Raw genomic sequence first — 21,720 nt, 5'->3', positions numbered from 1 at the left:
TCCATGCGCATCGTCGCCGGAAGCCTGAAGGGCCGGGCCATCGTCGCGCCGGAGGGGCAGGGTACGCGCCCGACCTCGGACCGCGCGCGCCAGGCCCTCTTCAACGTGCTGGAGCACGCCGCCTGGGGCCAGAGCCTGCAAGGCTTGCGGGTCATCGACCTTTACGCCGGTTCGGGCGCCCTGGGGTTCGAGGCGGTCAGTCGGGGCGCGGGCTTCTGCCTGTTCGTCGAGACGGACGACGCGGCGCGCGGTGCGATCCGCGAGAACGCCGACGCCTATGGGCTGATGGGACGCACGCGGGTGCATCGCCGGAGCGCGACGGACCTGGGCGTGCGGCCCGGCCCGATCGCCGAAGCGTTCGACCTGGCCTTTCTGGACCCGCCCTACGGCAAGGGGTTGGGGGAGCAGACGCTGGCGCGGCTGATCGAGGGAAACTGGCTCAAGCCCGGCGCCCTGGTGGTGTTCGAGCGCGGGTCGGACGAGCCGGAGATCGACACCCCCGGCTATCAGCGGCTGGACGCGCGCGATTACGGTGCGGCGCGGGTGCTGTTTCTGAAGGTGGCGGACCCCGCCGCCTGAGCGGAAAATGTGCACTGTGCGTTTTTACAGTGCACTTTCGTGCAGATTTTTGCGAGCGGATCGCAACCGCCTCAGTCCTCGGGCGGCGGTCCGAGCAGGGCCTCGTCCTCCGCCTCGATCTCCAGGCGCATCTCTTCCAGCGAGGCGGCCACCTCCTCGCGGCTCATGCCCCTGAAGAAGTCCCGGTCGAAGGCGCGGGCCTCGCGGCGCAGTTCGTCGGCTAAAGCGCGCCAGCGGCGGGCGTCCGACGCGCGCCCGCCCTCGACCGCCTCGGCGAAGCGCAGGCGCGCGGTGCGGGCCAGATCGTCCATGTCCAGGTCGGAATAGAGGTTCAAATCCAGCTCGTCGGGTGGCGGGTTGACCTGATCGCTGCGCCGCCAGCCGTATTTGCGGGCGCGGCGGCGAAACGCGGACAGGCCCAGATCGTGGCGGCGACACACGGCCTCGGCGCTGAGACCCGACAGATAGTCGGTGCGGGCCTGGGCCCAGACGGCGGCTTCACGGATGCGATAGAGCTCGGTCATGATCCCAGCCATAGACCGGCGCTACGTCACATGCGGACGTGGGAATCTCCCTTCCTTCTCCCATTGGGAGAAGGTGGCCCGAAGGGCCGGATGAGGGTTGGGCCCATCCGTCGGCGTCAGCCGTCGCAAGGGAAGAACTAAAGCAGCCGACCCTCACCCTTTCGGCTGGCGCATCGCTGCGCTCTGCGAGCCTCAAGCCCTCTCCCAACGGGAGAGGGTTACAAATTTTCGACCAAGCCCTTCGCCGCCGCCGTCACCTCGGCCCAGGTGATCTCGAACCCGTCGTCGTCGCCGAAATAGGGGTCGGCGACGGCCTGACCTTCGCGGCCGGGGACGTGGTCGAGCAGCAGGCTGAGCTCGGCGGTCGCGTCGTCGGGCCGCAGGCGGCGCAGGTTTTTCAGGTTCTCGTGGTCCAGGGCGATGACATGGGTGAAGCGGCGGAAATCGGCCTGCGTCACCTGCCGCGCCTTCAACCCCGAAATCTCGACCCCATGCCGCCGCGCCGTCGCCTGCGCCCTCGGGTCCGGCGGTTCGCCCGCATGCCAGTCCCCGGTCCCGGCGGAATCGACGATCAGGTCGAGCCGGAGCCGCTCCGCCTCGGCGCGCAGGGCGGCCTCGGCGAGGGGCGAGCGACAGATGTTGCCGAGGCAGACGAAGAGGATGGAGGGCATGGCTCAGAACTCCGCTACGCCGTCAGGTGATGCAATCGCCTAAGCGCCACCATTGGAATTTCCGCAGCGACTGGTAGTGTGGTCGCAACCGGAGGGAAAATGTCTTCAAAACTTAAGATAAAGATGGGTCACATCGAATTCGAGTACGAAGGCGATGCGCAGTTCGATTTCGAGGGCATCAAGGACCTTTTCAGCCATCTGGAAAGCCTAGTGGGAGTGACCCCAGCCGCTGCATTCGACGCACCGTCCGCCTCAACCTTGCATTCGCCCGACATTCCCACGGGCGGCGATTTGACGCTAAATTTTTCTCCAAATACTATTGCCGCCAAGTTAGGCGCCGCTTCAGGACCAGATTTACTTGTGTCTGCCGCAGCATATCTTCAGTTCGTAAACTCGCAAGAAAGCTTCAAGAGGCAAGAATTGCACGAAGCCATGAAGGCTGCGAAAAGCTATTATAAAGCAAACATGGGCGGAAATCTAAGCAAAATGATTGCAAGTCTAGTTTCTGCGGGACGAATTAATGAGCTATCTAACAGCGAATTTTCGTTGTCAGCGTCTGAACAATCATCGCTGAAGGGCCGTCTTGTTGCTGAGTGATGATCAGCTGAAGGTATGGCTTCAGAAGGATGGCTTACAGCGGATTGACAAGATTTTGCTTGTGCTTTCCGTGTTTGAGAAGCCGATGGGGGTTACGGAGATCAAGGCCAAGGCGCGTTCTTTAGGATGTAATATCGACAAGTGGAACGTGTCAGACATCTTGGCGAGGGGGAAGGGGATGTCGCTTCAGATGTTGGGTGGTCATGAAATTGCTGAGAAAGGCAAAGCTCGGTTGCAGTCGATAGGTCTAGATTCGGCGAGTCCCGCTGCTACCCAAGTGGCGCTAGATCTCCGAAAACACCTAGTGAATGTCAAAGATACCGATACTCGCTCCTTCGTTGAAGAAGCAATTAAATGCTACGAGGCAAGGCTGTTTCGTTCTGCCATTGTAATGGCTTGGCTTGCTGCCGTGGATGTTCTGAAAAAAGAAGTTGTCGCAAACCACCTAGCTGCATTTAATGCTGAGGCTCGGAAAGTTAACCTGAAATGGAAAGATGCGAAAAACGCCGACGAAATAGGCGCGATGAATGAAGGAGATTTCCTAAACCGCATCATGGGCATCTCCATGATCGGGAAAAACAGGAAGCAACGATTGGAACAAGCGTTGACCCTTCGAAATGGATGTGGCCATCCGAATAGTCTAAAGGTTGGGCAGAACGAGGCTGCAGCACACGTCGAAGCGTTGTTGCAAAATGTCTTTGAGGTTTTCAACCCCGGTTCTTAATCGGTTATAATAGAGGCGGCAAATTCACCGCCGCCCAAACAGCTTCTCCAGGTCGTGCAGCTTCAGCTCCACATAGGTCGGGCGGCCGTGGTTGCATTGGCCGGAGTGGGGGGTGGCTTCCATCTGGCGGAGAAGGGCGTTCATCTCCGGCGCCGAGAGGACGCGGCCTGAGCGGACGCTGCCGTGGCAGGCCATGGTGCCGCAGATGGCGGCGAGGCGTTCCTTGAGCGACAGAGCCTGGCCGTGTTCGGACAGATCGTCGGCGATGTCGCGGATCAACCCTTGCACGTCCGTGTCGCCCAGCATGGCCGGGGTCTCGCGCACCAGGACGGCGCCGGCGCCGAAGGCCTCGACGATCAGGCCCATCTCGGCCAGTTCCTCGGCTCGGCCGGCGACGCGTTCGGCCTCTGCAGGATCCAGATCGACAACCTCGGGCGTCAGCAGGGCCTGGCGGGTCACGGCTCCCTCGGCCATCTGGGCCTTCATCCGCTCATAGACCAGCCGCTCGTGCGCCGCGTGCTGATCGACGATGACCAAACCATCGCGGGTCTGGGCGACGATATAGTTGGCGTGGAGCTGACCCCGCGCGGTGCCCAGGGGGTAGTCGAGGGGGTCGTGAGGCTGAGTGGCGAGTGGTGAATGGCCAGTGGCGAGGTCGCTGTTTTGGGCGGGTTGCGACGGCCATGTGGGACCGTCCCACGACGGTTCGACGCGGGCGCTGCGTTCGTTGAGGCCGGGCAGGACCTGGGCGGTCTGTGAAGCCGGCGCGTTCCAACCGGCCCATCCGGACCAGCCCTCGGCACTCGTCCCTCGCCACTCGCCACTGTGCGTCACGCCGGTGTGGGGCTGGAAGCCGGAAAGGGCGTCGGCGGCAACGGTTGTGCTGGCGCGGTGGCCGGCGGCGTGGAGCGCGTGCCGCAGGGCGCCGACGATCAGCCCGCGCACCAGGGCCGGATCGCGGAACCGGACCTCGGCTTTGGCGGGGTGGACGTTGACGTCGACATAGAGCGGATCGATGTCGAGGAAGAGGACGGCGGCCGGGTGCCGGTCGCGCGCCAGGAAGTCGGCGTAGGCCCCGCGCAGGGCCCCTTGCAGCAGCCGGTCCTTCACCGGGCGGCCGTTGACGAACAGATACTGATGCGCCGCATTGCCGCGCGAATAGGTCGGCAGGCCCGCATAGCCCGACAGGCGCACGCCGTCCCGCTCCTGATCGATCAGCAGGGCGTTGGCCTCGAAGTCGCGACCCAAGAGGGCAGACAGCCGCTTCAGACGGCCTTCGTCGCCCGGATGTTCGGCGGGCAGGCGCAGCGTGACCTTGCCGTCCAGCGACAGGGTGAAGGCGACGGCCTCGTGCGCCATGGCCTGGCGCTTGATCTCTTCGGAGATGGCCATGGCCTCGGCCCGCTCGGACTTCATGAACTTGAGCCGGGCGGGGGTGGCGTAGAAGAGGTCGCGCACCTCGACCCGCGCGCCGTGCGGACCGGGGAAGGGGGCGGGGGCCAGGGGGCGGGTCTCGCCGCCCTCGACCGTGATGGCCCAGGCGTCGGTTTCGTCACGTGATCGGGTGGTGATCGACAGGCGGGCCACTGAGCCGATGGAGGGCAGGGCCTCGCCCCGGAAGCCCAGGGTGTGGATGCGCAGCAGGTCCACGTCGCCGGCGTCGTCGGGCTCAAGCTTGGACGTGGCGTGGCGTTCGATGGCCAGCGGCAGTTCCTCGCGCGGAATGCCCTTGCCGTCGTCGGCGATCAGGATGCGCGACAGGCCGCCGCCGTCGGCCTGGATCTCGATATTGCGGCCGCCGGCGTCCAGGGCGTTCTCGACCAGTTCCTTGATGGCGCTGGCCGGCCGCTCGACCACCTCGCCGGCGGCGATGCGGTTGACGGTTTCGGGGGAAAGGCGGCGGATGGGCATGAGCAGGCGAAGATAGGGCGCGGGGGGGATTCGCGCCATGCGTCAGGCGTCCTTCTCCCCCTGGGGGAGAAGGGGGGGACGCAGGCCTCGGATGAGGGGTATCTGTCCTTCTCGGACCGGTGAGAGGGAGACTGCGTCTGGCAGCCCCCTCATCCGTCTCGCTCCGCGAGCCACCTTCTCCCACGAGGGGAGAAGGGATTACTCGGTCGTCTTCTTCTTCGCCGGAGCCTTCTTGGCGGCCGTCTTCTTGGCGGCGGCCTTTTTCGGGGCGGCGGCCTTCTTGGCGGGCGCCTTCTTCTTGGGCGCGGCGCCGGCCTTGGCGGCCAGCAGTGGCAGGGCGTCTTCCAGGGTCAGGTCTTCGGGCGCAGTGCCTTTCGGCAGGGTGGCGTTGATCTTGCCGGACTTGACGTAGGGGCCGAAGCGGCCGGCCATGACGTGGATCGGCTCGCCCGTTTCCGGGTGGGCGCCCAGGTCCTTGAGCGGCGCCGTCGCCGCGCCGCGACCGGGACGACCGGCGCGCTTCTCGGCCAGCAGGGCGACGGCGCGGTTCAGGCCGACCTCGAACACCTCGTCGATGTCAGACACATTGGCGTAGGTGCCGGCGTGCAGGACGAAGGGTCCGTAACGGCCCAGGCCCGCCGTGATCATCTTGCCGTCCTCGGGGTGGACCCCGACCTCGCGCGGCAGGGCCAAAAGACGCAGGGCCTGATCCAGCGTCAGAGAGGCCGGCGACCAGCCCTTGGGCAGGGACGAGCGTTTGGGCTTGTCGCCCTCGGGCGGGGTGATTTCGACGTAGGGGCCGAAGCGGCCGATCTTGAGCTGGACCGGCTGGCCCGTTTCCGGATCGACGCCCAGTTCGCGGTCGCCGCTCTCGGCCGAGCCGTCCTCCGCCGACGGGCTGGCGACAGGGCGGGTGTATTTGCACTCGGGATAGCGATCGCAGCCGATGAAAGCGCCGAAGCGGCTGGTCTTCAGGCTGAGCTGGCCCTGGTGGCACAGGGGGCACTCACGCGGATCGGTCCCATCGCCCTTGTCCGGGAAGATGTGGGCGCCGAGGCTTTCGTTCAGGGCGTCCAGGATCGCCGTGGTGCGCAGCTCGCCGGCGGCTTGCGTCGCGGCGTGGAAGTCCTGCCAGAAGTTGCGCAGCAGCACCTTCCAGTCCAACTGACCGGCCGAGACCTCATCGAGCTGGGTCTCCAGCGCTGCGGTGAAGTCGTATTCGACCCACTTCTTGAAGAACCGCTCCAGGAAGGCCGTGACCAGCCGTCCCTTGTCCTCGGGATAGAAGCGGTTCTTGTCGACGCGGACGTATTCGCGGTCGCGCAGGGTCGATAGGGTCGAGGCGTAGGTCGAGGGGCGGCCGATGCCCAGCTCTTCCAGCTTCTTGACCAGGGTGGCTTCCGAATAGCGCGGAGGCGGTTCGGTGAAATGCTGGTCGGCGCGGATGGCGTCGACCTTGGCCTTGGCGCCTTCCTTCAGGGCGGGCAGGCGGCTCGTGTCGTCGCTTTCGTCCTCTTCGGCGCCCTTCTGCTTTTCGTCGCGGCCTTCCTCATAGACGGCGAGGAAGCCGTCGAAGGTCACGACCTGGCCGGTGGCGCGCAGACCCGTCTGGCCGTCGGCGGTCTCGATGTCGACGGTGGTGCGGTCCATGCGGGCCGCCTCCATCTGCGAGGCGACCATCCGCTTCCAGATCAGCTCATAGAGGCGCTGAAGATCGGATTCGAGGCGCAGGCTGTCGGGATGCCGGGCGATGTTGGTCGGCCGGATCGCTTCGTGCGCTTCCTGAGCATTCTTGGCCTTGGTCTTGTAATAGCGCGGTTCTTGCGGGACGAAGGCCGGGCCGAACGCTTGACTGATGACCTCGCGCGCCTGGGCGATGCCCTCGGGCGTGGTCTGGACGCCGTCGGTCCGCATATAGGTGATCAGGCCGCCGGTCTCGTCGACGCCCTCATACAGTTTCTGCGCCGCCTGCATGGTGCGCTGGGCCGAGAAGCCGAGCTTGCGCGCCGCCTCCTGTTGCAGGGTCGAGGTGGTGAAGGGCGGGGCCGGATTGCGACGGACGGGCTTCTTCTCCACCGCATTGATGGTGAAGTCGCCGGCGGCGATGGCCGCGCGGGCGGCGGAAGCCGTGGCCTCGTCCTTGATGTCCAGACGCTGGATCCGCTTGCCGGCGTGCTTGACCAGGCGGGCGGTGAAGGGCGGGCTGTCGGCGTTCAGATCGGCCTCGATGGACCAGTATTCCTGAGCCTTGAACTTCTCGATCTCCATCTCGCGATCGACGACGATGCGCAGCGCCACCGACTGGACGCGGCCGGCCGAGCGGGCGCCCGGCAGCTTGCGCCACAGGACCGGCGAGAGGGTGAAGCCGACGAGGTAGTCCAGCGCGCGGCGCGCCAGATAGGCCTCGACCAGTTCCATGTCGATCTGGCGCGGATTGGCCATGGCCTCGAGCACGGCGGATTTGGTGATGGCGTTGAAGGTGACGCGCTGGACGTCTGTGTCCTTCAGCGCCTTCTTCTTGTTCAGCACCTCTAGCACGTGCCAGCTGATGGCTTCCCCTTCGCGGTCGGGGTCGGTCGCCAGGATGACGCGGTCGGCGCGCTTGGCGGCCGCGGCGATTTCGGACAGGCGTTTGGCGCCCTTGGCGTCGGCCTCCCAATGCATGGAGAAGTCGTCGTCGGGCAGGACCGAGCCATCCTTGGACGGCAGATCGCGGACGTGGCCGTACGAGGCCAGGACCTCATAGTCCGAGCCCAGATACTTATTGATGGTCTTGGCCTTTGCGGGGCTCTCGACGATGACGAGGTTCATAACGGTCCGGTCTCGGGAAGGGGCGCGAACGTGGTTGGAGCGGAGCCGTGAGTCAATCGCACCTGTCGTCTTACACCCCAGGGTAGCGTTTTAATGAAGCCCGGCTAGATTGTGTTTCTGGCAACGGAGACGATCATGGCGACGGCGCAACCTCAATCCTGCGAAACGGATCGCCAGGCGCATATCGAAGCGGCGGCTTTTCCCACGCGGGACTACATCGGCGCCATGGCGCTGGAAATGGCGCGGCTGGCGCGGGACGAGGGCGACGTGCGCCTGGCCGGCTTGCTGGAACAGGCGGCGAGCGTTGCGGTACATCCGCCGGCCTAGAGCGAAGCCAGGCCGCCGGGCAGGAGGTCGGCGCGGCCGGTCAGGCTGAGCTCCAGCAGGGCGGCGGCGACCTGGGACACCGGGGCGTTCAGGGCGCGGGCGATCTCGTCGCGCGGCGTCGGGGTCGGCGACAGCAGAGCGGCGACTCGGTCGAGGAACGCGTCGTCGATGTCGCCGTCGAATCGCATCGGATCGGCAGGCGGCTCGCGCAGGGTGCGCAGGGTGTTGAAGGCGCGTTCGATATCCTCGATCCCCTCGCACAGGATGGCGCCCTGACGCAGCAGTTCGTTGGGGCCGCGCGCGCGGGGATCCAGCGGCGATCCGGGCACGGCGAAGACATCGCGACCCTGTTCGGCGGCGAGACGGGCCGTGATGAGGGAACCGGACCGGACCTCCGCCTCGACCACCACGACGCCGCGCGACAGGCCCGAGATGATGCGGTTGCGGCGTGGAAAGTCGCGCGCCTGGGCGCGGGCGCCGACCGGGCTTTCGGAGACGACGCAGCCTTGTTCCGTCAGGCGGGCGTAGAGGTCGGCGTGTTCGGACGGATAGATGTCGTTCACCCCGCCGCCCAGGACCGCGAGAGTCCCGGTCGCCAGGGCCCCTTCGTGGGCGGCGGCGTCGATGCCGCGCGCCATGCCCGAGACGACGACATGACCGGCCTGACCGAGTTGCTGCGCCAGGCCGCGTGCGATCCGCTGCCCCCCCGCCGAGGCGATGCGGGCGCCGACAATGGCGACAGAGGGCTGGTTCAGCAGATCGACGCGACCGCGCGTCCACAGGATCGGCGGCGGCGGATCGAGCGCGGCCAGCATCTCGGGATAGTCGGGATCGCCCAGCACCAGCAGGCGCGCGCCGATGGCGTCGCCGGCGGCGATCTCGCGCTCGACCGTCTCGACGGACGGGGGAATGGAGGCGGCCCCGGACTTGCGCACCAGATCGGGCAGGGCGTCCAGCGCACTGAGGGCCGAGCCGTAGCGGCCGATCAGTTGGGTGAAGGCGACGGGGCCGATGCGGTCGGTGCGGGCGAGCCGCAGCCGGGCGAAGCGTTCGGTCCGGTCCAGGCTCACGCCTTCTTGGCCCCGATGCGCGGTTCCTCGCCCTTCAGCAGCCGGGCGATGTTCTGGTGATGTCGAACCCAGATCAGGACGGCGGCGAAGACGGTCAGGGCGAGGATGGGAAGGCTGACCGGCAGACCGACGACGGCAAGCGGCAGAAGCGCCAGCAGCGGCGCGGTCGCCGATGAGATGAGCGCCGCCAGTGACGAATAGCGGAACAGGAAGGCGCAGAGCAGCCAGACCGCCCCCGCCATCAGGCCCAGCGGCCAGGCGGCGGCCAGCAGCAGGCCGTAGAAGGTGGCGACGCCCTTGCCGCCCTTGAAGCCCAGCCAGACGGGAAACAGATGTCCCAGGAAGGCCGCGCCGCCGGCGATGGCGCCGGCCAGCTCGCTGCCGAACAGATGACGGGCGATCAGCAGGGCGACCGCGCCCTTGCCGGCGTCCAGCAGCAGGGTGGCCAGGGCCAAATCCTTGCGGCCGGTGCGAAGGACATTGGTCGCGCCGATATTGCCCGAGCCGATATTGCGGACGTCGCCGGCGCCGGCTGCACGCGTGATCACCACGCCGAACGGAATCGAGCCGAGCAGATAGCCGCCCAGCGCCACCAGCGCCAAGGTCCCGAGAGCCAATGTCTCGGAATTTTGGGCCACTAGATCCTGCACGTTGATTCGCTCCCCGCGTGTCGTTGCGGCAAAATGCGTCGCGGGGCGGTCGGGAGCAAGGGCGATCCGACCTCTTGACCCGATGATCGGCGCAGCGTTTGGTCCGCGCGTCTTTCCGGAGCCGATCCATGACCCGTATTTCCGCCGCCGCCGCGACCCTGCTGCTGCTTTCGACGTCAGGTTGCGTCGGGGCGCGGCCGGTGGCGTCTGCGCCGTCGTCGGGTCCGGCCATGGCGGCCTATTTCGACTGCGTGCGGGACGGCGGCGTTGCGATCTCGGCGCACCGGGCGGTCTCGGCGCTGGACCAGCCCGAGAATTCCATCGCCGCCATCGAGGCGACGGGCCGAGCGATCCCCAATGCGATCCTGGAGCTGGACGCGGTCCTGACCAAGGACCGGCAGCTGGTTCTGATGCACGACGACACCATGGACCGAACGACGACGGGACGCGGGCGGGTTGCCGACCTGACGCTGGCCCAGGTGAAACAGGCGCGGCTGAAGGCGTCGAACGGCGCTCTGACGCGCGCCGCGCCGCCGACGCTGGCCGAGGCGTTGGACGCCGCCGGACGCGTGGGGGCCATCGCCAGCATCGACCTGAAACCCGCCGACGGCGAGACCACGGTTGATCTGGCGCGGGCGGTGATCGATCAGGTGCGACGGTCACGGGCCGGAAACCGGGTAATCCTGATCACCTATAATGACGCCGATGCGCGGGTGGTGGCGGCCATGGCGCCGGAGATGATGATCTCGGCCGGGCTGGGCGGTGTGGACGATCTGAGCGGGCTGAACCCGGCGCAGATCCTGGCCTGGACCGGCACGCGCGAGGAGCGTCCGGCGCTGTGGCGCGCCTTGCGCGAGGCCGGCGTCGAGGTTCAGTTCGGCACGTTGGGCGCCGAGGGCGTGCGCCGCGACGACCGCTACGCCGCCGACGGGGACGTCTCGGAATACCGCGATCTGGTGCGCCAGGGCGTCACCGTGATCGCCACCGACACGCCGCTGGCCGTCAAATCGGTGCTCGGCGCCGAGGTGGCCAAGGCCGCGACCTGTCCTCGCCTGCGCTGACTTGCCGGGGTTTGCGCTGCATCAAGGGCGGGGGCGTTGCGATCGGGCAGAAGCGCGCCAATGAGCCAGGATCTGACGTTCGATATCGCCATGATCGGGGCCGGACCGGCGGGCCTGGCCTTCGTCCGATCGCTGGCGGGAGCCGGGCTGTCCGTGGTCCTGATCGAGGGGCAGGCAGAGACGAGCCTGCGCGATCCGGCCTTCGACGGACGCGAGATCGCGCTGACGCACCATTCGATGCGCCTTTTGAAAACGATGGGTGTGTGGGACCGGATCCCGGCCGATGATATTTCGGACCTGCGGCAGGCGCGGGTGCTGGACGGCGGCTCGCCTTTCGCCCTGACCTTTGGCGCGGCGGACGCGGACCGCTTGGGCGTGCTGATCCCCAATCATCTGATCCGGCGGGCGCTGTTCGAAGTCGTTGAGGATCAGGCAGGCGTCGATCTGATGGCCGGACGGCGGGTGGCCGACTGTCGGATCGGGCCTCGGAGACCGCGCGGGCGGCTGACGCTGGACGACGGAACGACGATCCGGGCCGATCTGATCGTGGCGGCGGATTCGCGGTTTTCCTTCATGCGGGACCGACTGGGCGTGGGGGCCGAGATCAATCGGCTGGGGCGTTCGATGATGGTCTGCCGGATGCGGCATGATCAGGCGCACGGCCATGTGGCGACCGAGTGGTTCGACCACGGCCAGACCATCGCCCTGCTGCCGGTCGCGGACCCTGAGCAGCGGATGTCTTCGGTGGTCATGACCCTGGCGGCGCCGGCGATTGCGGACTTGATGGCGCAATCGCCCGAGGCCTTCGCATCGTCCATGGAGCGGCGGTTGAAGGGGCGGATGACCGGGTTGGAACTGGTGGGTGCGCGCCACGCCTATCCGCTGGCCACGACCTGGAGCAATCGGTTCGCAGGCGAGGGCTTCGCCCTGATCGGTGATGCGGCGGTGGGCATGCACCCGGTCACCGCCCATGGCTTCAACCTGGGTCTGCGCGGGCAGGAGACGCTGGCCAAGGTGGTGCGGGGTGCGCGAGGGGAAGACATAGGTTCGGGCCGTCTGCTGGCGCGCTACCAGCATGAACATCGACTGGCCAGCTGGCCGCTTTATCAGGGCACGAACGCTCTGGTGCGCCTGTTTACCCAGGAGACGCCGCCGGCTCGACTGGCGCGCGGCGCGATGCTGCGCGCCGGTCAGGCGACCGCGCCGTTCAAGGCGGTGGTGAAGCGGATGCTGACGGCGTGACGCCTGGCGTCAGTGAACCTTGCGACCACCCACCCAGGTTCCGATCAGCTTGCCCTGAAGCCGGCGGCCGTCGAAGGGTGAGTTCTTGGATTTGGAGTGAAGGGCGTCGGCGTCGATGATGACGGGGGCCCCGGCATCGAACAGGATGACGTCGGCCGGCGCGCCCTCGGCCAGGACGCCCGCGTCGAGGCCGAGCAGGGCGGCGGGGCCCTGGGTCAGCGGGCGCAACACGTCGAGCAAATCCAGACCGTCTTCGTGGTGCAGGGTCAGGGCGGCGGGGAGCAGGGTCTCTAGGCCGATCGCGCCGGGCGCGGCCTCGGCGAACGGGCGGCGCTTGTCCTCGGCGGGGGCCGGGGCGTGAGCGGAGGTGATGACGTCGATCAGGCCCTCCCGCACAGCCTCGATCAGGGCCTGGCGGTCGGCTTCAGAGCGCAGCGGCGGGTCCAGCCGATAGAAGGTGCGGTAATCGCCGATGTCCACTTCGTTGAAGCACAGGTGGTTGATCGAGACGCTGACGGCGACCTCCAGCCCCTTGGCGCGAGCGCGGGCCAGGGTGTCCAGGGCGCCCTCGGTCGAAATCTGATCCACCAGGAACCGCGCGCCGGTCTGTTCGACCAGGGCCAGGTCGCGCTCTAGCCCGATCCGCTCGGCGATGGCGGGGCTGCCGGAAAGGCCCAGGCGCGTGGCCAGTTCGCCGGAGGCGGCGACCGCGCCTTCCGTCAGCCAGGGGTCGGCCGGGCGGCAGGCGATCAGGGCGTTGAAGGCGGCGGCGTAGCTCATCACCCGTTGCAGGGTGCGGCTGTTGACGATGATCTTGTCGCCGTCGGTGAAATACAGAGCGCCCGCCTCGTCCATCAGGCCGATCTCGGCCATGCGCTGACCGTCCAGGGCTTTGGTCGCGGCGCCGGCGGCGCGGACGTTGACCAGGTTCAGCGCTGCGCCGCGTCGCTGGATAAAGTCGATCATGGCGGGGTCATCGACGGCGGGATCGGTGTCGGGCTGGACCACGATGGTCGTCACGCCCCCGGCGGCGGCGGCCAGGCTGGCGGACTTCAGCGTCTCCTTGGGCTCGGCGCCGGGTTCGCCGGTCTTGACCCGAATGTCGATCAGGCCGGGCGCGAGGCACAGACCGTCGGCGTCGATGATCTGATCCGCCGCCAGGTCCGGCGTCGGGCCGTGGATGACGCGGCTGATGTGACCGTCCTGGATCAGCAGGCCGCCGGGGCCGTCATAGTCCGTAGCGGGGTCCAGCAGGCGGGCGTTGATGATGGCGACGGTGGTCATCGGGCGTCTCCCCAACGGGCGGAGAGCGACGCCAGCACGGCCATGCGGGCGGCGACGCCCATCTCGACCTGATCCTGGATCAGGGAGACGTCCAGGTCGTCGGCCACGTCGGAATCGATCTCGACGCCACGGTTCATGGGCCCGGGGTGCATCACCCGGGCGCCGGGATTGGCCCAGGCCAGCTTCTCGCGATCCAAGCCCCAGAAGCGGAAATATTCGCGGGTCGAGGGGACCAGGGCGCCGGCCATCCGCTCCAGCTGCAGGCGCAGCATCATGACCACATCGCAGCCTTTCAGACCCTCGCGCATGTCGTGGAAGACCTCGCAGCCCCAGCGGTCGGCGTCGCCGGGCACCAGGGTCGGCGGGCCGATCAGGCGCACGCGCGCGCCCATCATCTGCAGCAAAGCGACATTGGAGCGGGCCACGCGGCTGTGAGTGATGTCGCCGCAGATGGCGACGGTCAGGCTGGTCACATCGCCGAATGCGCGGCGCATGGACAGCAAATCCAGCAAGGCCTGGGTCGGGTGTTCGTGGCGGCCGTCGCCGGCGTTGACGACGGCGCAGCCGACCTTCTGGCTCAGCAGCTCCGCCGCGCCCGAGGCCGAGTGGCGGATGACCAGGATGTCGGGCTTCATGGCGTTCAGGGTGACCGCCGTGTCGATCAGGGTCTCGCCCTTCTTCACCGAGGAGGCGGCGACCGGCATGGTCACGACGTCGGCGCCCAGCCGCTTGGCGGCGATCTCGAACGAGGAGCTTGTGCGGGTCGAGTTCTCGAAGAACAGGTTCACGACCGTGCGGCCGTGCAGCAGGTCCAGGGCCTTGGACGACTGGCGATTGAAGTCCACGAAGGCGTCGCCCAGGTCCAGCAACTGCGGCGTCACATACGGATCGAGGTCCGATGCGGCCAGGAAGTGCGGTTTGGGGAACGGAACCAGCCGGTCGCGGATGGTCTGATCGGTGACTTGAGCGGGCTGGGTCATCGAGACGCGGCTATAGGCGTGACTCGCCCTGAACGCCAGTCAGGTGAAGTGGAACAGGGCCAGCAGGATGGGAATGACCACGGCGCTGCCCACGGTGGTCAGGGCGATGACGCCGGCGATCAGGGGCGCGTCGCCGCCCATCTGACGCGCCAGGATGTAGGAGGCGGCCGAGCCGGGCGCGGCGCCGCAGATCAGTGCGATGCCCTGCGCCAGGCTGTCGCCGCCCAGGGCCCAGGCGATGAACCACATCAGCGGCGGCATGACGCCGAGCTTGACCAGGCTGACGGCGGCGATGGTGGTGCGGCGGCGTTTGACCTCGGCGAAGGACAGACCCGCCCCGGCGACGATCAGGCCCAGGGGCAGGGCGGCGGCGCCCAGCAGGTCCATCGCATCCGATAGGCCGGGGATCAGCGGCACGCGCAACAGGTTCAGCGCCAGGCCGATCAGGCAGGCCAGCAGGATCGGATTGGCCAGCATCGACTTGATCAGGCCGACGACCGACGGCTCGCGCCGCAGCGAACCCCATTTCGCCAGCACGGCGACGCAGGCGATGTTGGTGACGGGAATGATGAAGGCGATGGCGACGGCGGCCAGCGCTGTGCCTTCGGAGCCATAGACCGACTGGATCACCGGCACGAAGACGAAGCTGTTCCAGCGGATCACGCCCTGAAAGACGCTGGTGTAGGCCGGGCCGTCCAGGGTGATCAGGGGCTTGGCCGCCAGCGTCGCCGCCGCCACGATCAGCGTCGCGCCCACCGCCGCCGCGCCCGCCACGGTCGCGCCGCCGCCGTCGAGGTCGGCGTGCCAGATCGCGGGGATCAGGAAGCTGGGATAGAAGATGTTTATCGACAGCTTCTCGATCGGCCGCCAGGCCTCGTCGGGCAGGAAGCCAGACTTTCGCAAGCCATAGCCCAGGGCGATCATTAGAAAGACCGGCAGGACGCCGGCGATCAGGGCCGTCAAACCCAGGTCGCCTGGTCCCGAACCCGATCCAGCGCCCCTTGCAGAATCCAGGCGGCGGCCGTGCGGTCCACGACCTGGGCGCGGCGTTTGCGGTTCAGGTCCAGATCCTCGATCAGGAAACGTTCGACCGCGCTGGTGGACAGCCGCTCGTCCCAGAAGGCGATGTTGACGGGCCGCAGCCGCTCCAGGTTGCGGGCGAAGGCGCGGCACGACTGGGCGCGCGGGCCTTCCGTGCCGTCCATGTTGGCGGGCAGGCCGATGACCAGGGCCGAAACCTTGCGATGCGCCATCAGCTTGAACAGGTGTTCGGCTTCCTGCGTGAACTTTGACTTGCGGATCAGCTCCAGCGGCGAGGCGATCAGGCGGGTGGAATCCGACACGGCGACGCCGATGGTCTTCTCGCCCAGATCCAACCCCATCCACGGCGTGTCGGGCGGGCAGGCGGCGGGCAGGTCGAGGAGGTCGAGGACGGGCACGGCCTGCGGTTAGGACTGGCGCGGGCCGAAGTCAAAGGCGATGGTGAAGACGATCGACAGGAAGGACGATGACATGCGCACGGCGACAGCGGCGATGACGGCTTTCGGGCTGGTGTTGAGTGGATGTGGCCAGTCCGATGCGCCGGCGAAGAGCCAGACCACCCAAGATGTTAATGTCGCCGCCGCTGCGCCGACGCCGGCCGCGATCACGCGTGCGGCCCCGCCCTCGACCACCAAGCCGGTCGGGCCTGCCGAACGGCGCGCGGCTGCTGCACGCGAAGAGATCGGCACGGCCGCCGACGTGTCGCAGTTGCAGGCTCTGCCGGACCAGAACGCCAAGGTCTTCAGCCTGTCAGGCGGCGATCCGGCGGTGAATGGTCTGGTGACCTATTTCGCCCTGTTCGGTGGCCCGGCCGAGGGCTGGCGCGCCTATCCTCTGGGCGACTATGCCGAATGGAAGGTCGTCGAGGCGAAAGGCGGGCGTGTGGTCCTGGCGGTGCGTCAGGACACGGCGAGGCCGAACGGCGACATCGAGAAGATGGAGCGCACGGTGCAGATCGACTTCTCCTCAGGCGGCGAGACGCCGCCCGACGCGGTGTCCGTCAGCACGTCGCAGTGAGATCACGCCTGACGACGGGCGGCTGATCCTTGTGAATCCCAGTGCGGGCGGCTAATCCGACCGCTTCGTTTTCATTTTGTGTGTTGGAGGGCCGCATGGCCATCGACGCTGCGACGGTGCGCAAGGTTGCGCATCTCGCCCGCATCAAGACCCCCGAGGACCGGCTGGAGCCGCTGGCGCAGGAGCTGAACGGCATCCTGGCCTGGATCGAGCAGTTGGATCAGGTGGATGTCGAAGGCGTGGAGCCGATGACCTCGAACGTCGCCCAGCCGCTGCGCCTGCGCGAGGACGTCGTCACCGACGGCGCCAAGGTCGATGCGGTCCTGTCGAATGCGCCCAAGTCGGCGGACGGCTTCTTCGTCGTGCCCAAGGTGGTCGAATAGTCATGAGCGACCTGACCAAACTGACCCTGAAGGGCGCCGTCGACGGGCTGAAGGCCAAGGACTTCACTTCGGCCGAAATCACCCAGGCCTTCCTGACCAATATCGAGGCCGCCAATCCGACCCTGAACGCCTATGTCGAGGTGACGGCGGACAAGGCCATGGACATGGCCCGCGCGTCCGACGCCCGCATCGCCTCCGGCCAGGGCGGGGCGCTGGAAGGCGCGCCGCTGGGGATCAAGGACCTGTTCTGCACCGAGGGCGTCCAGACGACGGCCGGCTCCAACATGCTGCGCGGCTTCGTGCCGCCCTATGAATCGACCGTCACCGCCAATCTGTGGCGCGACGGGGCGGTCATGCTGGGCAAGCTGAACATGGACGAGTTCGCCATGGGCTCGTCCAACGAGACCTCGGCCTTCGGTCCGGTCAAGAACCCGTGGAAGTCGACCGGCTCGAACGCCGAGCTGACCCCTGGCGGTTCGTCGGGCGGTTCGGCCTCGGCCGTGGCGGCGGACCTGTGTCTGGCCGCCACCGCATCGGACACCGGCGGCTCGATCCGTCAGCCTGCCGCCTTCACCGGCACGGTTGGGATCAAGCCCACTTATGGCCGCGCCAGCCGCTTCGGCATGGTGGCCTTCGCCTCGTCGCTGGACCAGGCCGGGCCGATCACCAAGACGGTGGAGGACGCGGCCCTGCTGCTGCAATCCATGTGCTCGTTCGACGCCAAGGATTCGACCAGCCTGGACATTCCGACGCCCGACTGGACGCAGTCGGTCGGCCAGTCGGTCAAGGGTCTGCGCATCGGCGTGCCGCGCGAATATGTCGTGGACGGGATGCCGGCCGAGATTCAGTCCCTGTGGGACCAAGGCGTGGCCTGGCTGAAGGACGCCGGTTGCGAGATCGTCGAGATCAGCCTGCCGCACACCAAATACGCCCTGCCGACCTACTACATCGTGGCCCCGGCCGAGGCGTCGTCGAACCTGGCTCGCTACGACGGCATGCGGTTCGGGCACCGGGCGGAGGACTTCAAGTCGCTGGACGACCTGTACGCCACCTCGCGCGCGGAAGGGTTCGGCAAGGAGGTCCAACGTCGCCTGACCATCGGCGCCTATGTGCTGTCGGCTGGCTTCTACGACGCCTACTACGTCAAGGCGCTGAAGGTGCGTCGCCGCATCGCCGAGGACTTCGACAACGTCTGGGGCCAGGTGGACGCCATCCTGACGCCGTCGACGCCGTCGGCTGCGTTCGCGCTGGGCGACAAGCAGATCGACCCGCTGACCATGTATCTGAACGACGTCTTCACGGTGACGACCAATCTGGCCGGCCTGCCGGGCATTTCGGTGCCGGCGGGCGTGGACGCCGGCGGCCTGCCGCTGGGTCTGCAGGTCATCGGCAAGGCGCTGGACGAGGCGACGGTGTTCCAGGTCGGCGCCGCGCTGGAACGGGCGGCGGGCTTCACGGCCAAGCCGGGCAAGTGGTGGTGAGCATGAGCGACAATACCAAGACCATCAAAGGCCGCACCGGCGATTGGGAAATCGTCATGGGCCTGGAAATCCACGCCCAGGTGGCGTCGAAGGCCAAGCTGTTTTCCGGCGCGGCCGTCGGCTTCGGCGCGGGACCGAACGAGCAGGTGTCGCTGGTCGATGCGGGCTTTCCCGGCATGCTGCCGACGCTGAACAAACACTGCGTCGAACAGGCGGTGAAGACGGGCCTGGGCCTGCGCGCGCAGATCAACCGCCGCAGCCAGTTCGACCGCAAGAACTACTTCTATCCCGACCTGCCGACCGGCTATCAGATCAGCCAGCTCTATTACCCTATCGTGGGTGAAGGCGTGGTCGAGGTGGAGGCCGAGGACGGCAGCTTCTTCAACGTCGGCATCGAGCGGCTGCACCTGGAGCAGGACGCCGGCAAGCTGATCCACGACCTCTCGCCGACCGAAAGCTACGTCGACCTGAACCGGGCCGGCACGGCGTTGATGGAGATCGTCTCGCGTCCTGACCTGCGCACGCCGGACGAGGCGGTGGCCTATGTGAAGAAGATCCGGACCATCCTGATCTATCTGGGCACCTGCGACGGCGACATGGAGAAGGGCAATCTGCGGGCCGACGTGAACGTGTCGGTCTGCCGCGCCGGCAACTACGACAAGTTCAAGGAGACGGGCGACTTCGGCTATCTGGGCACGCGCTGCGAGATCAAGAACGTCAACAGCTTCCGCTTCATTTCTCAAGCGATCCAGTATGAGGCGCGCCGCCAGATCGAAATTCTGGAGGACGGCGGTTCGATCACTCAGGAGACGCGCCTGTACGACCCAACAGCCGGCGAAACGCGCTCGATGCGGTCCAAGGAAGAGGCGCAGGACTATCGCTACTTCCCCGATCCCGACCTGCTGCCGCTGGATCTGGAAGAGGCGTGGATCGCCGAGATCAAGGCGTCGCTGCCCGAGTTGCCGGACGACAAGCGCAAGCGTCTGATGGCCGACTATGGCCTGTCGCAATATGACGCCATCGTGTTGATCTCGGAACAGGCCAAGGCCGACTATTTCGAAGCCGCCGCCAAGGGCCGCGACGCCAAGCTGGTGTCGAACTGGGTCACCAACGAGGTTTCGGCGCGCTTGGCGGCCGAGGGTAAGGACTTCAGCCAGAACCCGCTGCCGGCGGCGCACGTCGCGCAGCTGGTGGAGTTGATCGAGACGAACGTCATCTCGTCCAAGATCGCCAAGGAGGTCTTTGATCACGTGTGGAACGGCGAAGGCTCGCCGGCCGAGGTGGTCGAGAAGCACGGTCTGAAACAGGTCACGGACACCGGCGCCATCGAAAAGGCCGTGGACGAGATCATCGCCGCGAACCCGGACAAGGCGGCGGCCGTGGCCGAGAAGCCTCAAGCCATCGGCTGGTTCGTCGGTCAGGTCATGAAGGCCACGGGCGGCAAGGCCAATCCGGCGGCGGTCAACGACATCCTGAAGGCCAAGCTGGGCCTTTAAGGCTTGGGGCTGCGGCCCCCAAACCCCCGGCTGGTCGCTAACGCTCGCGACGCGGTCGCTCGCTGCTTGAGCGACACATCAGCTAGAAAGAAGGCCCGGAGATTGCTCTCCGGGCCTTTGCTGTTACCAGCGCCAAGCGTCGCGAACGACGTCGATAATATAGCCGTCGTATTCGTCGATCAGATACAGGGTGTTGTCGACGGAGACCCAGCGCGTGCCATCGGGCGGATAGCCCAGGCCGTAGGTGCGCCAGTCGTTCAGCTGATAGCGCCAGAAGGCGTCCGGCAGATACTGGCCGACCGACCACGACCGGCCCCAGTAGGAGCGCGGCACGCTGTAGTAGCCCCAGCCTGGCGCAAAGTAGAAGCCGACGCGTACGCCGTTGTAGCCCCTGAAGCGCCGATCATTGCGCCACCAGTCCGAGCGGTGGTTGCGATAGAAGTCGCGCCGCCATTGATCGCCGTTGAAGCGCTGGCGGAACTCGCGGTGCTGACGGTCGCGGTCACGGCCGCTGTTCCAGCCCGAGCCTGGACGGTCGGGACGGTTCCAGCCGTTTCCGGGACGGTCGGGGCGTTGAACGCCAGCATTTGGGCGGTCGGGCCGATCGGGTCGGTTCCAGCCGCCTTCGGGGCGGTCGCGACGCTGGCCGCCGGTGTTCGGGCGATCGGGACGGTTCCAACCGCCTTCGGGTCGGTCGAGGCGTTGGCCGCCGGTGTTGGGACGATCAGGCCGGTTCCAGCCGCCTTCGGGACGATCTGGACGTTGACCGCCTGCATTGGGACGTTCGCCACCCGACGGGCGCTCGGGACGGGGCGTATCGTTTGCGGGTCGGCTGGGACGCTCAGGACGGGGCGTGTCATCGACCGGGCGGTTAGGACGTCCAAACCGAGGTTCGCGAGACCCATCATCCGACATTTGCGGGCGATCTGCGCCGCCATAGGGGCGTTCACGACGCGGCGGCTCTCGCTGTTCCTGTTCCTGTTCCTGGGCGAGGGCCTGCATCGGGGCTGCAAGCGGGCCGGCGACGGCGGCGATGGCGGTGAAAGCCATCAGGAGGCGTTTCATGGTCTTTGGTTCCTGCACGCCGGGTCTCCGGCGGCTTGAGGCGATCTTCGATCCGTGGCGATGAACCCAGTCTGAACACCGTTCGCAATCAAGGGGCTGCCGGAAAAAGCAGAACCCCGCAGGCAAGACCCGCGGGGTTCGATCGTCCGGTTATGACGGGGGCTTAATAGACGCCCGAGAGGACGCTGGCGATCAGACCGCTGGCCACAGCGATCAACAGGATGTCGTTGCCGGCGTGGACGTAGCGGTAGCCGCGCGGGGCTTCGCGAAGGCCGTAAACATAGGGGTCGCGGACGTAGTAGCTGCGATACTGTGCCGGCAGATAGCCGCCGGTGCGCCAGCGATAGCCGCTGTAGCGCGGCTCGACCCGGTAATAGCCGTAGCTGGGCGCATACCAGTAGCCTGAGCGCGGACCGTTGTAGCCACGGAAGTCCGAGCGGCCGCGCCACCAGTTGCTGTTGTTGCGGTCCCAGCGGTCGTTGCGCCAATCGCGACGGTCGTCCCGGCGTTCCGCCCAGTAGTCGCGGCGGTCGTCGCGGCGATCACGACGATAGTCCTGGCGGCTGTCATAGCGACCGTCGCGCCAGTCGCGGCGATCTTCACGGCGTTCCTGGCGGAAGTCGCGGCGGTCGTCACGGCGATCCTGGCGATACTCGCGGCGGTCGCGGTCCTGCGCCTGAACGAGCATCGGCACGGCCGTGGTCGACAGGGCGAGGGCGACGACGGCGGCCTTGGTGAGGCGGTTCATCTTCGTGCTCCATTCTGGGCTGCCGACGGATGTGCCGACCCGACCCGTTAATGATGAG

Annotated in this window: 22 protein-coding genes; 10 read left to right on the top strand and 12 right to left on the bottom strand. The window is 67.1% G+C overall.

Annotated features, from left to right (window positions below):
- Window positions 1-3: 3 nt before the first annotated feature.
- A complete protein-coding gene (gene rsmD, locus O2K97_RS10735) occupies window positions 4-579 on the top strand; it encodes a 16S rRNA (guanine(966)-N(2))-methyltransferase RsmD (protein WP_269219256.1) in 576 nt (191 codons plus the stop codon).
- Between the two features lie 71 nt (window positions 580-650).
- On the opposite strand, the gene O2K97_RS10730 is transcribed toward rsmD, so the two are convergent.
- Window positions 651-1,103: a hypothetical protein gene (locus O2K97_RS10730; protein WP_269219255.1), complete on the bottom strand. Its 453-nt coding sequence runs from the start codon at window positions 1,101-1,103 to the stop codon at window positions 651-653.
- A 218-nt stretch (window positions 1,104-1,321) separates the two neighbouring features.
- On the bottom strand, window positions 1,322-1,774 hold the full coding sequence (locus O2K97_RS10725; protein ID WP_269219254.1) for a low molecular weight protein-tyrosine-phosphatase: 453 nt from the start codon (window positions 1,772-1,774) through the stop codon (window positions 1,322-1,324).
- A gap of 123 nt (window positions 1,775-1,897) precedes the next feature.
- Here O2K97_RS10725 and O2K97_RS10720 point away from each other — a divergent pair, with 123 nt between their 5' ends.
- Both O2K97_RS10720 and O2K97_RS10715 read left to right on the top strand, forming a co-directional pair.
- The gene (locus O2K97_RS10720) at window positions 1,898-2,371 is read left to right on the top strand and encodes a hypothetical protein (protein WP_205195889.1); all 474 of its coding nucleotides are present in this window, start codon (window positions 1,898-1,900) and stop codon (window positions 2,369-2,371) included.
- A complete protein-coding gene (locus tag O2K97_RS10715; RefSeq protein ID WP_269219253.1) occupies window positions 2,358-3,095 on the top strand; it encodes a hypothetical protein in 738 nt (245 codons plus the stop codon). The genes O2K97_RS10720 and O2K97_RS10715 overlap by 14 nt, the downstream gene beginning before the upstream one ends.
- A gap of 24 nt (window positions 3,096-3,119) precedes the next feature.
- On the opposite strand, the gene mutL is transcribed toward O2K97_RS10715, so the two are convergent.
- A complete protein-coding gene (gene mutL, locus O2K97_RS10710; RefSeq protein ID WP_269221132.1) occupies window positions 3,120-5,006 on the bottom strand; it encodes a DNA mismatch repair endonuclease MutL in 1,887 nt (628 codons plus the stop codon).
- A gap of 198 nt (window positions 5,007-5,204) precedes the next feature.
- Window positions 5,205-7,817, bottom strand: a complete 2,613-nt coding sequence (gene topA / locus O2K97_RS10705) for a type I DNA topoisomerase (RefSeq protein WP_269219252.1) — start codon at window positions 7,815-7,817, stop codon at window positions 5,205-5,207.
- 135 nt (window positions 7,818-7,952) lie between these two features.
- Between topA and O2K97_RS10700 the strand changes: the two genes are divergently transcribed.
- A complete protein-coding gene (locus O2K97_RS10700; protein WP_269219251.1) occupies window positions 7,953-8,144 on the top strand; it encodes a hypothetical protein in 192 nt (63 codons plus the stop codon).
- Here O2K97_RS10700 and dprA read toward each other — a convergent pair.
- Window positions 8,141-9,214 (bottom strand): DNA-processing protein DprA, encoded by a 1,074-nt coding sequence (gene dprA / locus O2K97_RS10695; protein ID WP_269219250.1) that lies wholly within the window; start codon window positions 9,212-9,214, stop codon window positions 8,141-8,143. The two genes, O2K97_RS10700 and dprA, sit on opposite strands and share 4 nt — an antisense overlap.
- A complete protein-coding gene (gene plsY / locus O2K97_RS10690; protein WP_419466121.1) occupies window positions 9,211-9,831 on the bottom strand; it encodes a glycerol-3-phosphate 1-O-acyltransferase PlsY in 621 nt (206 codons plus the stop codon). Before plsY ends, dprA begins: the two co-directional genes overlap by 4 nt.
- A 161-nt stretch (window positions 9,832-9,992) precedes the next feature.
- On the opposite strand from plsY, the gene O2K97_RS10685 reads away from it, so the two are divergent.
- Together O2K97_RS10685 and ubiM are read left to right on the top strand one after the other, a co-directional pair.
- Window positions 9,993-10,925 carry a glycerophosphodiester phosphodiesterase family protein gene (locus tag O2K97_RS10685; protein WP_269219248.1) on the top strand — a complete coding sequence of 311 codons (933 nt, stop codon included), beginning with the start codon at window positions 9,993-9,995 and terminating at the stop codon, window positions 10,923-10,925.
- Between the two features lie 60 nt (window positions 10,926-10,985).
- On the top strand, window positions 10,986-12,167 hold the full coding sequence (gene ubiM / locus O2K97_RS10680) for a 5-demethoxyubiquinol-8 5-hydroxylase UbiM (RefSeq protein ID WP_269219247.1): 1,182 nt from the start codon (window positions 10,986-10,988) through the stop codon (window positions 12,165-12,167).
- 9 nt (window positions 12,168-12,176) lie between these two features.
- Here ubiM and pyrC read toward each other — a convergent pair whose 3' ends face one another.
- Genes pyrC through ruvX form a run of 4 tightly spaced genes read right to left on the bottom strand, consistent with a single transcriptional unit; the run spans window position 12,177 to window position 15,870 of the window.
- The gene (gene pyrC / locus O2K97_RS10675; RefSeq protein WP_269219246.1) at window positions 12,177-13,451 is read right to left on the bottom strand and encodes a dihydroorotase; all 1,275 of its coding nucleotides are present in this window, start codon (window positions 13,449-13,451) and stop codon (window positions 12,177-12,179) included.
- A complete protein-coding gene (locus O2K97_RS10670) occupies window positions 13,448-14,431 on the bottom strand; it encodes an aspartate carbamoyltransferase catalytic subunit (RefSeq protein WP_026108614.1) in 984 nt (327 codons plus the stop codon). The genes pyrC and O2K97_RS10670 overlap by 4 nt, the downstream gene beginning before the upstream one ends.
- 39 nt (window positions 14,432-14,470) lie before the next feature.
- Window positions 14,471-15,394 (bottom strand): AEC family transporter, encoded by a 924-nt coding sequence (locus O2K97_RS10665; protein ID WP_269219245.1) that lies wholly within the window; start codon window positions 15,392-15,394, stop codon window positions 14,471-14,473.
- Window positions 15,391-15,870: a Holliday junction resolvase RuvX gene (gene ruvX, locus O2K97_RS10660; protein WP_017506485.1), complete on the bottom strand. Its 480-nt coding sequence runs from the start codon at window positions 15,868-15,870 to the stop codon at window positions 15,391-15,393. The genes O2K97_RS10665 and ruvX overlap by 4 nt, the downstream gene beginning before the upstream one ends.
- A gap of 40 nt (window positions 15,871-15,910) precedes the next feature.
- Between ruvX and O2K97_RS10655 the strand changes: the two genes are divergently transcribed.
- The 4 genes from O2K97_RS10655 to gatB all read left to right on the top strand — a co-directional run bounded on the left by O2K97_RS10655 (window position 15,911) and on the right by gatB (window position 19,849).
- Window positions 15,911-16,489, top strand: a complete 579-nt coding sequence (locus tag O2K97_RS10655; RefSeq protein WP_269219244.1) for a hypothetical protein — start codon at window positions 15,911-15,913, stop codon at window positions 16,487-16,489.
- Window positions 16,490-16,584: 95 nt separating this feature from the next.
- Window positions 16,585-16,872 (top strand): Asp-tRNA(Asn)/Glu-tRNA(Gln) amidotransferase subunit GatC, encoded by a 288-nt coding sequence (gene gatC / locus O2K97_RS10650; RefSeq protein ID WP_017506483.1) that lies wholly within the window; start codon window positions 16,585-16,587, stop codon window positions 16,870-16,872.
- A gap of 2 nt (window positions 16,873-16,874) precedes the next feature.
- A complete protein-coding gene (gene gatA / locus O2K97_RS10645; RefSeq protein ID WP_269219243.1) occupies window positions 16,875-18,353 on the top strand; it encodes an Asp-tRNA(Asn)/Glu-tRNA(Gln) amidotransferase subunit GatA in 1,479 nt (492 codons plus the stop codon).
- Between the two features lie 2 nt (window positions 18,354-18,355).
- Window positions 18,356-19,849 (top strand): Asp-tRNA(Asn)/Glu-tRNA(Gln) amidotransferase subunit GatB, encoded by a 1,494-nt coding sequence (gatB, locus tag O2K97_RS10640; RefSeq protein WP_269219242.1) that lies wholly within the window; start codon window positions 18,356-18,358, stop codon window positions 19,847-19,849.
- Between the two features lie 123 nt (window positions 19,850-19,972).
- Here the strand turns inward: gatB and O2K97_RS10635 are convergent, their stop codons facing one another.
- Together O2K97_RS10635 and O2K97_RS10630 are read right to left on the bottom strand one after the other, a co-directional pair.
- On the bottom strand, window positions 19,973-20,914 hold the full coding sequence (locus O2K97_RS10635; RefSeq protein ID WP_269219241.1) for an RcnB family protein: 942 nt from the start codon (window positions 20,912-20,914) through the stop codon (window positions 19,973-19,975).
- Between the two features lie 163 nt (window positions 20,915-21,077).
- A complete protein-coding gene (locus O2K97_RS10630) occupies window positions 21,078-21,662 on the bottom strand; it encodes an RcnB family protein (RefSeq protein WP_269219240.1) in 585 nt (194 codons plus the stop codon).
- Window positions 21,663-21,720 lie beyond the last annotated feature (58 nt).

Source organism: Brevundimonas vesicularis (genome assembly GCF_027105095.1).
Classification (GTDB): Bacteria; Pseudomonadota; Alphaproteobacteria; order Caulobacterales; family Caulobacteraceae; genus Brevundimonas; species Brevundimonas vesicularis_E.
The sequence above is the reverse complement of the archived record's forward strand: the minus strand, read 5'-3'. Positions and strand labels throughout refer to the sequence as shown.

What these genes read in the sequence shown, in the direction of transcription:
- rsmD (WP_269219256.1), top strand. Translation starts at nt 4, where the DNA reads ATGCGCATCGTCGCCGGAAGCCTGAAGGGCCGGGCCATCGTCGCGCCG.
- O2K97_RS10730 (WP_269219255.1), bottom strand. Translation starts at nt 1,103, where the DNA reads ATGACCGAGCTCTATCGCATCCGTGAAGCCGCCGTCTGGGCCCAGGCC.
- O2K97_RS10725 (WP_269219254.1), bottom strand. Translation starts at nt 1,774, where the DNA reads ATGCCCTCCATCCTCTTCGTCTGCCTCGGCAACATCTGTCGCTCGCCC.
- O2K97_RS10720 (WP_205195889.1), top strand. Translation starts at nt 1,898, where the DNA reads ATGGGTCACATCGAATTCGAGTACGAAGGCGATGCGCAGTTCGATTTC.
- mutL (WP_269221132.1), bottom strand. Translation starts at nt 5,006, where the DNA reads ATGCCCATCCGCCGCCTTTCCCCCGAAACCGTCAACCGCATCGCCGCC.
- topA (WP_269219252.1), bottom strand. Translation starts at nt 7,817, where the DNA reads ATGAACCTCGTCATCGTCGAGAGCCCCGCAAAGGCCAAGACCATCAAT.
- O2K97_RS10700 (WP_269219251.1), top strand. Translation starts at nt 7,953, where the DNA reads ATGGCGACGGCGCAACCTCAATCCTGCGAAACGGATCGCCAGGCGCAT.
- O2K97_RS10685 (WP_269219248.1), top strand. Translation starts at nt 9,993, where the DNA reads ATGACCCGTATTTCCGCCGCCGCCGCGACCCTGCTGCTGCTTTCGACG.
- ubiM (WP_269219247.1), top strand. Translation starts at nt 10,986, where the DNA reads ATGAGCCAGGATCTGACGTTCGATATCGCCATGATCGGGGCCGGACCG.
- pyrC (WP_269219246.1), bottom strand. Translation starts at nt 13,451, where the DNA reads ATGACCACCGTCGCCATCATCAACGCCCGCCTGCTGGACCCCGCTACG.
- O2K97_RS10670 (WP_026108614.1), bottom strand. Translation starts at nt 14,431, where the DNA reads ATGACCCAGCCCGCTCAAGTCACCGATCAGACCATCCGCGACCGGCTG.
- O2K97_RS10655 (WP_269219244.1), top strand. Translation starts at nt 15,911, where the DNA reads ATGGTGAAGACGATCGACAGGAAGGACGATGACATGCGCACGGCGACA.
- gatC (WP_017506483.1), top strand. Translation starts at nt 16,585, where the DNA reads ATGGCCATCGACGCTGCGACGGTGCGCAAGGTTGCGCATCTCGCCCGC.
- gatA (WP_269219243.1), top strand. Translation starts at nt 16,875, where the DNA reads ATGAGCGACCTGACCAAACTGACCCTGAAGGGCGCCGTCGACGGGCTG.
- gatB (WP_269219242.1), top strand. Translation starts at nt 18,356, where the DNA reads ATGAGCGACAATACCAAGACCATCAAAGGCCGCACCGGCGATTGGGAA.
- O2K97_RS10635 (WP_269219241.1), bottom strand. Translation starts at nt 20,914, where the DNA reads ATGAAACGCCTCCTGATGGCTTTCACCGCCATCGCCGCCGTCGCCGGC.
- O2K97_RS10630 (WP_269219240.1), bottom strand. Translation starts at nt 21,662, where the DNA reads ATGAACCGCCTCACCAAGGCCGCCGTCGTCGCCCTCGCCCTGTCGACC.